Annotated in this window: 9 protein-coding genes; 2 read left to right on the top strand and 7 right to left on the bottom strand. The window is 70.1% G+C overall.

Going from position 1 to position 12,289, the window contains the following annotated elements; translation table 11 throughout:
- Positions 1–172: 172 nt before the first annotated feature.
- Genes F8178_RS18550 through F8178_RS18530 form a run of 5 tightly spaced genes read right to left on the bottom strand, consistent with a single transcriptional unit; the run spans position 173 to position 4,222 of the window.
- Entirely contained in the window at positions 173–550 is a 378-nt protein-coding gene (locus F8178_RS18550) for a hypothetical protein (RefSeq protein WP_317496120.1), read from the bottom strand.
- The gene (locus F8178_RS18545) at positions 547–1,857 is read right to left on the bottom strand and encodes a DUF58 domain-containing protein (RefSeq protein WP_317496119.1); all 1,311 of its coding nucleotides are present in this window, start codon (positions 1,855–1,857) and stop codon (positions 547–549) included. Before F8178_RS18545 ends, F8178_RS18550 begins: the two co-directional genes overlap by 4 nt.
- Before the next feature lie 3 nt (positions 1,858–1,860).
- Complete coding sequence (locus F8178_RS18540) at positions 1,861–2,820, bottom strand: MoxR family ATPase (RefSeq protein ID WP_317496118.1); 960 nt, start codon at positions 2,818–2,820, stop codon at positions 1,861–1,863.
- On the bottom strand, positions 2,817–3,263 hold the full coding sequence (locus F8178_RS18535; protein WP_317496117.1) for a hypothetical protein: 447 nt from the start codon (positions 3,261–3,263) through the stop codon (positions 2,817–2,819). Before F8178_RS18535 ends, F8178_RS18540 begins: the two co-directional genes overlap by 4 nt.
- The gene (locus F8178_RS18530) at positions 3,248–4,222 is read right to left on the bottom strand and encodes a DUF4129 domain-containing protein (RefSeq protein ID WP_317496116.1); all 975 of its coding nucleotides are present in this window, start codon (positions 4,220–4,222) and stop codon (positions 3,248–3,250) included. The genes F8178_RS18535 and F8178_RS18530 overlap by 16 nt, the downstream gene beginning before the upstream one ends.
- A 121-nt stretch (positions 4,223–4,343) precedes the next feature.
- On the opposite strand from F8178_RS18530, the gene F8178_RS18525 reads away from it, so the two are divergent.
- Entirely contained in the window at positions 4,344–5,282 is a 939-nt protein-coding gene (locus F8178_RS18525; RefSeq protein ID WP_317496115.1) for a universal stress protein, read from the top strand.
- Positions 5,283–5,388: 106 nt separating this feature from the next.
- Here the strand turns inward: F8178_RS18525 and F8178_RS18520 are convergent, their stop codons facing one another.
- Both F8178_RS18520 and gltB read right to left on the bottom strand, forming a co-directional pair.
- Positions 5,389–6,840: a glutamate synthase subunit beta gene (locus tag F8178_RS18520; RefSeq protein ID WP_317496114.1), complete on the bottom strand. Its 1,452-nt coding sequence runs from the start codon at positions 6,838–6,840 to the stop codon at positions 5,389–5,391.
- Entirely contained in the window at positions 6,833–11,404 is a 4,572-nt protein-coding gene (gene gltB, locus F8178_RS18515; protein WP_396345789.1) for a glutamate synthase large subunit, read from the bottom strand. Before gltB ends, F8178_RS18520 begins: the two co-directional genes overlap by 8 nt.
- Positions 11,405–12,038: 634 nt before the next feature.
- Between gltB and F8178_RS18510 the strand changes: the two genes are divergently transcribed.
- Positions 12,039–12,289: FAD-dependent oxidoreductase (locus F8178_RS18510; protein ID WP_317496113.1), on the top strand; the 251-nt coding region annotated here is incomplete at its 3' end.

The following is a 12,289-nucleotide window of genomic DNA, read 5'->3' as shown; positions in this document are numbered from 1 at the left end:
CCCCCAGCATCCGTTACGAACCCTCCCATCAGCTGGAACCGGGCAGCGTGTCGTCGGCAGCGCGGCACGACCATCGCCCGACCCGCAAGCCTGGCCGGGCGGTGGCCTGCTCGCAGGCCACCGCAGCGACTACACACCATGCCCAGGGTAGTGGCACGGCACGCCCACTGCGTCACCGGCCGGTCCGAGATGTCCGGTACGGCCAGCTGACAAGCGCGAGCAGGGCGACCGCGGCGGGTGGGGCGATCACCGCTTGCCACGGCACGTCCGGTAGGGCGTCGGCTGACAGCAGGCTCGCGCCGAGCATCACGATCGAGGCGGTCGCCACGCCGGGCAGCAAGCAGGCGTAGTCGCGGCGGCCGTCGCCAGGTGGGTGGGATCGGGGGGTCGCGTCGGCCAGCACGAGCGCGAGCAGGCACAGCAGGCCCGCGGCGAGCGCGTGGGGCACCCCGGCGGGAGCGACCCCGACAAGCGCGATCCCGCAGGCCACGGTGATCGCGGCGAGTGTCTTGCCTTGGCGGTGCCCGCCACCGGGCTCGCGGCCGGTCACGGTGCCCTCCTCGGCGGGTGCGCGCGCAGCGGCCTGCGAGCCAGCGGCTGCAGGACCTCGTCGAGCGACGATTCGGTTCGCCACGGCATGACCGGTACGCCGAGGCTGGCGAGGTTGCGATGTAGTCCCCGACGTTGCAGCCGCCACAGTCGCGCGACGAGGGGATCGTCGGCGGCAGTGGCGTGTCGCGGCATCGCCGTGAGCACGTCGACCGCGGCCACCGCGTACCCTCGTAACCGGGCGTTGTTGATGGTGAGCACGATGCGTGCGTCGAGCAGCGGTGTGAACGCGATGACCATGGCACCGGAGGTCAGCGCGCCCGAAGGGATCAACGCGCCGGTGGCACCATCGGTAGCGACGCCGTGGGCACCGACGGCGTGGCCCGGTATGGCGTCGAGGACCACGTCGGCGATGCGGTAGAACTGCTTTCGTCCCGACTCGGGCGGTAACCAACGTACTCGACCGCCGAGGGCGAACACGCCAGTGCGGTCGCCGTGCCGTAGCGCGGTCTGGACGACCTGTGCCGCCCCGTGTACCGCACGGTCCAGCCCCTGCCGCTCGGCGGTGCCCGGTCGGGGCGCCGTGCCTGGGGTGTCCACCACCACCACGGTGTCGCAGGCTCGCTCGGTGTGCCGCTCGGTCACGTACAGTCGCCGAGTCCTGGCGGTGGCGTGCCAGTTCACCGCACGGAGCCGGTCGCCTGCCACGTAGGGACGGATCCCGGCGAACTCCACCCCTTCGCCCCGTGCCCTTGTGAGGTGCGCGCCGATCCGATCGGGCAGCTCTGCCGCGCGCGGTGAGACGGCCGACGGGGCGGCTAGCGGATAGGCGCGCACCTCGACCGCGACCGGGCTGGTGTGGGTGGCTGCCAGCAATCCTCCCCTAGCACGGACGGTCAGCGTCACGGGCAGCACGAACCGGCCCCAGTCCGGAGCCGTCAGCGCGTACTCGACACTGATGCCCCCTGGCACGCCGGCGACAGTACGCTCGTCGACGGTGACGCCGTCGGGGCAGTCGAGCCGCACGTCGAGGCCGGTGAGACGGCTACAGGTAGTGGCCTCCACCCGCACCCGCGCCGTCTCGCCCGCCAGGATCCGCGCGGTCGCCGGATGCACCTGAAGCAGGACGGCCTGCCGCCGGTGCCGGGCCGAGGCCCCTGCCAGCGCACCGAGCAGTGGGGCGGTGAACGCGATGAGCTCGATCCGGCGCAGCAGCAGGGCAAGCGCGAGCGCGGCGGCCGAGAACAGCACCAGCTGTGTGGCCAGCGGGGAGGCATGCAGCGTGACGCGTTCCTGTCGGGTGTGCACGGGTCACTCCAGGCGCGGCGCGGGCAGGGTGGCGAGCAGCTCGTCGAGGACGTGTTCGGCGGTGATGCGGCGGATCCACATCTCGGGGCGGAGGCTGACGCGGTGCGCCCACGACGACGCCGCGAGCGCTTTGACGTCCTCGGGGATGACGTAGTCACGGCCGCGGAGCAGTGCCCTTGCCCTGGCGAGCTGCACCAGGTCGAGCTCGGCCCGTGGGCTGACCCCGACGTCGACCTGATGGTGGGAGCGTGTCGCGCCCGCCAGCGTCACCACGTATGACAACACCTCGGGATGTACCGACACCTGCTCTAGGGAGTCACGCATGGCAAGCAGGTCTTCCGGAGCCAGGGCGGTGTGCAGTTGGGTCGACCGTATCCCGCGATGCAGGCGCCGCTGCAGCATCTCGACCTCGCGGTCGGCGTCCAGGTAACCGAGGCGCACGCGGAGGATGAAGCGATCCAGCTGCGCCTCGGGCAGCGGGTAGGTGCCCTCGTACTCGATCGGGTTGTCGGTGGCGAGCACGATGAACGGCGCTTCGAGCAATCGCGTGTGCCCGTCCACGCTGACTTGCTCCTCGGCCATCGCCTCGAGCAGGGCGGCCTGCGTCTTCGGCGGCGTGCGGTTGATCTCGTCGGCGAGCAGCAGGTGGGTGAAGATCGGGCCGGGACGGAACGTGAACGTTCCGGTTGCCTGCTCGTAGACGGTGGCACCAAGCAGGTCGGCTGGCAGCAGATCGGGGGTGAACTGCACGCGGGTGAAACGCAGCCCGAACACCGTCGCGAACGAGCGGGCGATGAGGGTCTTGCCCATGCCGGGCAGGTCCTCGATCAGGACGTGGCCGCACGCGAGCACGCCGGTCAGGATGAGCTCGAGCGCGTCGCGCTTGCCGACGACAGCGCGTTCGATCTCGTCGAGCACGCGCGTGCAGTGCGCGGTCGTCGTGGCGGCCGGGAGCACGTTCATGTGGCCTCCTCCAACCTGTCCACGATGGCCTCCAGCGCGTCGGGACCCGGCCCCTGGTGGCCAAGACGCGTGGTGAACGCCTGTTCGGGGTCGACCAGCGGCCACAGTGTCGCGCCGAACAACCGGACACCCGCGCGGTGCCGCTCGCCCTCGGTGGCCGTTTCGGGGGCGTGCGGGTGGCGGTTCGCGGTGATCTCGGCGAACTCCTTCGCCAGCACGGGCCGCACGTGCCGGTCCCAATCCGCTCGCGTGCCTCGGGCGGCCGAGGCGATCGTTGCCGCCCGCGCGGCGACGGAATCGTCCGGGGCCCCGGCAGCCGGGATCCGGGCAGCGCTCGCGGAGTCGCGGTCCAGCCGTGCACGCCGGGATCGGCTGAGCAGCGTGAGCGCGATCGCGATCAGCGCCGTGACGGCGAGCAGCTCGAGTATCAGGAAGGTGACCATACGCGCTCCCGCAGGTCGTCCAACGCGCGGCGCAGCGTATCCGCCGCATCGGCGCGGTCCTGCTCGGTCATCGGGTGCGTGCTGAACCGGGCTTCGGCGAAGAGCTCGACCAGGCGCCCGCCGTGTTCGGCGCGGAGCTTGCCTGCATGAACCGCCCTGCCCAGCACATCGGATGCGGTGTCAGCCGGGTGCGGCGCCGCGTCCGGCGCATCGGCGAGCGCGCGTTCGAAGGTGGCGTAGCTGCGGATGATCGCCTCGCGCGGTGACTGCCCAGCAGAATCCACTTCGGACAGGGCACGTCGGGTCGCCTCGACGAGGGCGTGGTGGGTGGAGAGACGAGAGCCGTGGCCCTGCTCACCGTGGCCGCGCTCGACTACCGGCCCGCCGGGGGCCCGTCGCGGCCAGTGGGCGATCAGCGCGGCGAGTGCGAGCAGCAGGACCGCGGCGACCACGAACACGGTCACCACATCGAGCAAGCCAGAGGGCCCGGCCTCGCCGCCGGGCGCCGGGTCGGCGGTGGCCGGCTCGTTTCCGGCATCCCGGCCGGGCGGTTCCTGCCGGTCGTCGGGCGCCCGGCCGTCCTGGTCGCTGGGCAGCGACACATCGGGTGCCCGCAGCGGTATCACGGCAGCCAGCGCTGCCAGCAGCCCGAGCAGCCCGAGCGCGCCGAGCAGCCCGCGGAGCACCGGGGTTCCGTGGTGCCGGTCGGTGGCGCGGCGGCGCGTGACACGGTGGTGGACGGCGGCCAGCAGGATGGCGGCCAGCAAGGGCATCGCCAGCGCCATCAGCCACAGCAGCGCGGTGCCAGCGGCGCCTGCTTCCGGCCGGTACCCTGGCGTGCCTGCCACCTCCTGCCGCGACCCGATCGCCACTGCGGCGGCTGTTGCTACCAACAGCAGGGCGAGAACGAGCAGGCGGGCAGGCGCGGCCATGGTCTCAACGGTGCGCCAGGATGGCACCGCGCACAAGGGTGCGGTGGCGCCCTGGCCTGGTGGCAGGTGCCGGGTATCTGCGCCATGATGACCAGCAGGAACCCGCCGGTGCGGCAGGCGGGCTCGGTACGACGGCGGGAGGTAGCCGGTGGGGCACTCGGACACCTCGGCGCACCACGCCGAACACGGGCGCAGCGGCCCGGTGGTGGTGGGTGTGGACGGGTCGGAGGCGGCGTTGCGGGCCGTGACCTGGGCGGCGCACGAGGCGCGGCTACGGCACGCCGCGCTGCGTATCGTGCATGCCATCGGTATCCCGGACTTCTTCCCCGGCGGCGCGATCTCCCCATCGACCGAACTGTTCCACCTGCTCGAGCGCGACGCCGACGCCGCGCTCGCCGACGCGCGGGAGCTGGCCGAGCGGGTGGGAGGTGGGATCGTGGTCGGTACCGAGACGCTGACCGATTCCCCAGTGGTATCGCTGATCGACGAGTCGGCGCGAGCACGCTGCGTGGTGCTCGGCGAGTCCGGCAGGGGTGCGTTCGCAGGCGCACTGCTCGGCTCGACGACCATCACGCTGGCCGCGCACGCGCGCTGCCCGGTCGTCGCGGTGCGTGGGCCGGGCGAGCGAGTGCAGGCGAATACCGTGGTCGTCGGTGTCGACGGTAGCGAGCTCAGCGACGATGCGCTGGGCTGCGCGTTCGAGCAGGCCGCTTTCCGAGGGGCGAGGCTGGTGGCGGTCCGCGCCACCGGCGACGGGGATACCGGCGAGCCCGGTGCACGGTCACCGGTGCCGTCCGGCGGCGAGCCGCCGGACGGCACAGAGCACCGGGTGCTCGCCGAGTGCCTGGCAGGCTGGGCGGAGCGTTACCCGGACGTCGAGGTGCAGCGGGACGTGGCGCGAGCCAAGCCCCGGCAGCGGCTGCTCGACTGGAGCGACAGCGCCGATCTCGTGGTGGTGGGCTGCCGTGGCCGTGGCGGCTTCCGTGGCATGCTGCTCGGCTCGACGAGCCAGGCGTTGCTGCATCACGCCACGTGCCCTGTGATGGTGGTGCGCAGGCACTGCGCGACGGTCCCGCAGGGCGTGTAGCCGGACCATCGGCACCCCTTTCCCGCAGGGAAGGCGCAAAGCGGCCTACCGGCGACGCTGACGGTAGGCCGCAGCCATGGGGATCGGGCGCACCCCGACCCCGGGACTAGGAGATGGGGCGGTCGGTGGGCTTCACCGGGGCGGGCAGCACGTCCCGTCCGGTGAGGTAGGCGTCCACTCCGGCTGCGGCCGCACGGCCCTCGGCGATCGCCCACACGATCAGGGACTGGCCGCGGCCCATGTCGCCCGCGCTGAACACACCCTCGACGCTGGTCTGGTAATCATCGCCGCGGGCCACGTTACCGCGCCCGTCGTAGGTCACGCCGAGATCGGTCAGCAGCGGCCCTTTCTCCGGGCCGACGAAGCCCATCGCGAGGGTGACCAGCTGCGCCGGGATCTCCCGCTCGGTGCCCTCGACCGGGGCGAAACCGCTGTCGGTGCGTTCCACCTCGACCAGCTTCAACGCCCGCAGCTTGCCGTCGCCATCGCCGAGGAACTCCTGGGTGTTGACCGAGAACACCCGCTCGCCGCCCTCGGCGTGCGCCGAGGAAGTGCGGTAGAGCAACGGGTAGGTCGGCCACGGCTGGTCTTCGGTGCGGGACTCGGGCGGCTTGGGCATGATCTCGAGCTGGGTCACCGACCGAGCGCCCTGGCGGTGCGCGGTGCCGAGGCAGTCGGCGCCGGTGTCACCGCCACCGATGATCACCACGTCCTTGCCCTCGGCGTCGATCGGGGAGACGTCGAGCTCGCCGTTGGCGACCCGGTTGGCCAGCGGGAGGTACTCCATGGCCTGGTACACCCCTTCGAGCTCGCGGCCGGGCACCGGCAGGTCGCGCCACGCGGTGGCGCCTCCGGTCAGCACCACGGCGTCATAGGAGCCGCGCAACTGCTCGGCGGTCACGTCCACGCCCACGTCGACGCCCGTGCGGAACTCGGTTCCCTCGGCTCGCATCTGCTCGAGCCTGCGGTCGATGCGCCACTTCTCCATCTTGAACTCGGGGATGCCGTAACGCAGCAACCCGCCCACGGCGTCGGCGCGCTCGTAGACCACCACGTCGTGCCCCACCCTGGTGAGCTGTTGGGCGGCGGCGAGTCCCGCGGGCCCCGAACCGATGACCGCGACCTTCTTGCCGGTCTTGGTGGCAGGCGGCTGGGGCTTGACCCAACCCTCGTCCCAAGCGCGGTCGATGATGGAGATCTCGACCTGCTTGATGCTGACCGGGTCATCGTTGATGCCGAGTACGCACGCTGCCTCGCACGGCGCGGGGCACAACGTGCCGGTGAACTCGGGGAAGTTGTTCGTGGCGTGCAGGCGTTCGATGGCATCGGCCCAGTCCTGCCGCCACACCAGGGTGTTCCAGTCCGGGATCAGGTTGCCCAGCGGGCAGCCCTCGTGGCAGAAGGGGATGCCGCAATCCATGCACCGTCCGGCCTGTTCCTGCAACTTCCCGTTGTTCAGCCCCTCGTAGACCTCGCGCCAGTCCATCAACCGCAGGTCGACGGGTCGCGGCTTCGCGGTCTCCCGCTTGGTGGTGAGAAAACCCTTCGGGTCAGCCATGCGCGGCCTCCATTACTGCCTCGTCGACGCTGCGGCCCTCCCGGACCGCGGCCTCGCGTGCCTGTAGCACGCGCTTGAAGTCCTTGGGCATGATCTTGCCGAACCGTTCCACCGCCGCGTCCCAGTCGGTGAGCAGCGAGCGTGCCACTGTGGATCCGGTCTCCGCGTAGTGACGGCCGACGATCCCCGCGAGGAACTCGCGGTCGTCGTCGTCCAGCGGGTCGAGGTCGACCATTTCGGTGTTGACCCGGTGATGTGGCAGGTCGAGGACGTAGGCGACGCCGCCGGACATGCCCGCGGCGAAGTTGCGCCCGATCCCGCCGAGCACCACGACCTTGCCACCGGTCATGTACTCGCAGCCGTGGTCACCGACGTGCTCCACCACCGCTACCGCGCCGGAGTTGCGGACGCAGAACCGCTCGCCGACCTTGCCACGCAGGAAGATCTCCCCACCGGTGGCGCCGTAACCGATCACGTTGCCCGCGATGAGGTTCTCCTCGGCGGCGAACGGGGCGTCATCGTGCGGACGCACGATGACCCGGCCACCGGACAAGCCCTTGCCCACGTAGTCGTTGGCGTCGCCGATCAGGCGCAGCGTGATGCCGCGCGGTACGAACGCACCGAACGACTGGCCCGCGGTACCGGTGAAGGTGACATCGATGGTGTCGTCAGGCAGGCCGTCGCCGCCCCACCGCCGGGTGAGCTCGTAGCCGAGCATGGTGCCCACCGTGCGGTTGACGTTGCGCACCGGGAGCTCGAGGCGTACCCGGTCACCTGAGGCGAGCGCGCCTTCCGCGAGCTGGATCAGCGTGTTGTCCAGCGCCTTGTCGAGACCGTGGTCCTGGCTGACCACTTGGTGGCGTGGCGCGCCATCGGGGAGCTCGGGCACGTGCAGGATGGACGAGAGGTCGAGCCCCTGCGCCTTCCAGTGCTCCTCGGCGCGACGGGTGTCGAGCATCTCGGCGTGCCCGATCGCCTCGTCCAGCGAGCGGAAACCGAGTGCTGCCAGGTATTCGCGAACCTCCTGGGCGACGAACTCGAAGAAGTTCACCACGTAGTCGGCCTTGCCGGTGAACTTCTCCCGCAACTTCGGGTTCTGCGTGGCCACCCCGACCGGGCAGGTGTCCAGGTGGCAGACACGCATCATGATGCAGCCCGAGACGATCAGCGGGGCCGTGGCGAAGCCGAACTCCTCAGCGCCGAGCAGCGCGGCCACCATGACGTCCCTGCCGGTCTTGAGCTGGCCGTCGGTCTGCACCACGATCCGGTCACGCAGCCGGTTGGCCAGCAGGGTCTGTTGAGTCTCGGCCAGCCCGAGCTCCCACGGTGCACCGGCGTGCTTGATCGACGACAGCGGGGAAGCCCCGGTACCGCCGTCGTGGCCGGAGATCAGCACGACGTCGGCGTGGGCCTTGGACACGCCGGCCGCGACGGTACCGACCCCGACCTCGGACACCAGCTTGACGTGAACCCTGGCTTCCGGGTTGGAGTTCTTCAGGTCGTGGATCAGCTGCGCCAGGTCCTCGATCGAGTAGATGTCGTGGTGTGGCGGCGGCGAGATCAGCCCGACGCCCGCCGTGGAGTGCCTGGTCTTGGCGATCCACGGGTACACCTTGTTGCCTGGCAGCTGGCCGCCCTCGCCGGGCTTGGCTCCCTGGGCCATCTTGATCTGCAGGTCGTCGGCGTTGACCAGGTACTCGCTTGTCACGCCGAAACGCCCGCTGGCGACCTGCTTGATCGCCGACCGGCGCTCCGGGTCGTAGAGTCGCTCGGGGTCCTCGCCGCCCTCACCGGTGTTGGACTTGCCGCCCAGCCGGTTCATCGCGATGGCCAGGGTCTCGTGCATCTCCTGCGAGATGGAGCCGTAGGAGATGGCGCCGGTGGAGAACCGCTTCACGATCTCCGAAACCGGCTCGACCTCCTCGACCGGCACCGGTTCACGCGCGCCCTCGCGGAACGAGAACAGCCCGCGCAGCGTCATCAGTTCCTCGGACTGCTCGTCGACGCCGCGGGTGTACTCCTTGAAGATCTCGTACTGTCCCGAGCGGGTGGAGTGCTGCAGCTTGAACACCGTGTGTGGGTTGAACAGGTGCGGCTCGCCCTCGCGGCGCCACTGGTAGTCGCCGCCGAGCTCCAGCTCGCGATGGTGGGCGTGCACCCCGTCGGCGGGGAACGCCTTGCGGTGCCGCTGGGCGACCTCCTCGGCGAGCACGTCGAAGCCGACCCCGCCGATTCGGGAGGTGGTTCCGGCGAAGCAGGAGTCGATGACCTCCTGCCCGAGGCCGATGGCCTCGAAGATCTGCGCACCGGTGTAGGAGGCGACCGTGGACACACCCATCTTGGACATGGTCTTGCGGACGCCCTTGCCCAACCCTTTGATCAGGTTGCGGGTGGCCTGCTTGGCATCGGTGCCGGGGATCAGGCCACGCTCGGCCATCTCCTCCACGGTGGCCATGGCCATGTAGGGGTTGACCGCGGCGGCGCCGTAGCCGATCAGCAGCGCGATGTGGTGGACCTCGCGGGCGTCACCTGACTCGACGACCAACCCGACCTGAGTCCTGGTCTTCTCGCGCACCAGGTGGTGATGTACCGCTCCGGTCAGCAGCAGCGAGGGGATCGGGGCGTTGTCGGCGTCCACGCCCCGGTCGGAGAGCACGATCAGCCGCGCGCCCTCGGCGATGGCCTCGCTGACCTCGGAGCGGATCTCGTCGAGCCGCCTGACGAGCGCCTCGCCGCCACCGTGCACGGGGTAGCGGCCGTCGATGGTGGCCGCCTGGAACTCCGGAAGGTCACCGTCGTCGTTGACGTGCACCAGCTTGGCGAGCTCGTCGTTGTCCAGCACCGGGAACGGCAGCACGATACGCCGGCACGCCTGCGGACCGGCATCCAGCAGGTTGGGCTCGGTGCCGAGCTGAGCTTCGAGCGAGGTCACCATCTCCTCGCGGATCGCGTCCAGTGGCGGGTTGGTGACCTGGGCGAACAGCTGGGTGAAGTAGTCGAAGAGCTGGCGCGACCGGCCGGAGAACGGCGCGAGCGGGGAGTCGTTGCCCATCGAGCCGATCGGCTCGGCCCCGGAGCGAGCCACCGGCTCGAGCAACACCGAGAGCTCCTCCTCGGTGTAGCCGAAGGCCTGCTGCCTGCGGACCAGCGAGGAGTGGGTGGGCACCTCGCGCTCCCGCTCGGGCAGCTCGTCGATGCGAAGCCTGCCTGCCTCGACCCACTCCCGGTAGGGGTGCTCGGCGACGAGCTCGCCCTTGACCTCTTCGTCGTCGATGATCCGGCCCTGCTCGGTGTCGACAAGGAACATCCTGCCCGGTTCGAGCCTGCCCTTGGCCACGACGCTGGCTGGCTCGAGGTCGAGCACGCCCACCTCGGAGGCCAGTACGACCAGGCCGTCCTCGGTGACCCAGTAGCGCGCGGGGCGCAGCCCGTTGCGGTCCAGCACGGCACCGATCCGGGTGCCGTCGGTGAAGGCGACGAGCGCGGGTCCGTCCCACGGTTCCATGAGCCCGGAGTGGAACTCGTAGAAGGCCCTGCGGTCAGGGTCCATTTCGTCGTGGTTCTCCCAGGCCTCCGGGATCATCATCAGCACCGCGTGCGGCAGGCTGCGGCCACCGAGGTGCAACAGCTCGAGCACCTCGTCGAAGGTGGCCGAGTCGCTGGCGTCCGGTGTGACGATGGGGTAGAGGCGCTCGAGCTCGCCGGGGATCAGCTCCGAGCGGAGCATCGACTCCCTGGCGTTCATCCAGTTCTTGTTACCCCGGAGCGTGTTGATCTCGCCGTTGTGCGCGATGAAGCGGTACGGGTGCGCCAGCGGCCATGACGGGAAGGTGTTGGTGGAGAACCGGGAGTGCACCAAGCCGACGGCGCTGGCCACGCGCTCGTCTGTGAGGTCGGGGTAGAACCGGTCCAGCTGCGGCTCGGTGAGCATCCCCTTGTAGACGATGGTCCGCGCGGACAGGCTCGGGAAGTAGACCCCGTGATCGGTCAGCGCGTGCTCGGCACGCTTGCGGACGCAGTAGGCCATCCGCTCCAGCGCGAGCCCGGTAGGGGCGTGCGAGCCCGCCTCCTTGGGGGCCAGGAAAACCTGCGCGAAGGAAGGCATGACGCTCGCCGCCGTCGCCCCGACATGGGCGGTGTCGACCGGGAGGTCACGCCAGCCGACCAGCCTCATGTCCTCCTCGGCGGCGACGCGCTCGATGGTCGACTTGGCCTTGTCCCGTGCCTGCTCGTCGCGCGGCAGGAAGGCGGTGCCTGCCACGTAAGCTCCGGGGTCGGGCAGCTCGAAATCGACGACCGCGCGGAAGAACGCATCGGGTATCTGGATGAGCAGCCCGGCGCCGTCACCCGTCTCGGGCTCGGCACCCCGCGCTCCCCGGTGCTCCAGGTTGCGCAGTGCGGTGAGCGCGTTGCGCACGACCGAGTGGTCGCGGCGACCGGAGAGATCGGCGACAAAGGCGACGCCGCAGGCGTCGTGCTCGTACTGCTTGTCGTACAGACCCTCACTCGGGGGTTGCGCCGAGGGTTGCGCTGCGCCAAGCGAGCTCGTGTTGTGGCGGGTCACGTCTAGCCGCCCTCCCAATGGTGTCGGCGCGTCCTGGCAGCGCGCATGGGTCCCCGGCCACGGGGGCGGCCGGGGAAGTGGCACTGCCAGGAATCGCGGTGGTCTGCTCTTCAGACGCGAGATGCCCGGTATCTCGCCGGATGGTCGGTCCGCCGCTATTGCCGGACAGCAGCTGGCGAGCTGCTGGTTGTCCGGAGGCGAGCGTCCCTACCGGTGGTAAGCGAGTGGCCGCACCTCGCTGTGCAGCCGATAGATTGCACGTCATCGTGCCAGTGGCGCCCGTCCCCGGCCCCGGATCGGCGCAGGCCAGGCGGCACGCCGTGTGCGCATATCGCGGTGCCCGGGGTTACCGGGTCCTCCTACTTTAATGTGAATCCGGGTCGAATGGCATACCCGAAGGGCTATTGCGTGGGAAACACCACGTCGGGTTGACCGGTATGCGCCGGTCGGTGACCGGAGTTCGGTTGACAGTCGCCACCTCTTCCCGCATGCTACCCTATGGTAACTGTTACTATCGGTAACAATGGTTGCGGCTGTGCTGGCGCGGCCGGACCGCTGGTCGTCGTGGCCCGGCGTGCTGCCTGGCAGCTGCCCGGTCGGATATCGCCCCGGAAGGCGCGTGGAGGATGTGAGTATGGCGGTACGTGCCCGAGCCAAGGTCGTGATCGTGGGGACCGGATTCTCTGGTCTCGGACAGGCGATCCAGCTCCAGCGAGCTGGCATTCACGATTTCGTGATCCTGGAGAAGGCTGACGAGATCGGCGGGACGTGGCGTGACAACTCCTATCCCGGTTGCGCGTGCGACATCCAGTCGCACATGTACTCGTTCTCCTACGAGCAGAACCCCGACTGGACCCGGGCGTTCTCCCCGCAACACGAGATCTT

The sequence above is a fragment of the Haloechinothrix sp. LS1_15 genome (assembly GCF_033042135.1).
Taxonomy (GTDB): Bacteria; Actinomycetota; Actinomycetes; order Mycobacteriales; family Pseudonocardiaceae; genus Haloechinothrix.
Note: the sequence above shows the minus strand (reverse complement) of the source record. Positions and strands in the feature narration are given on the sequence as shown.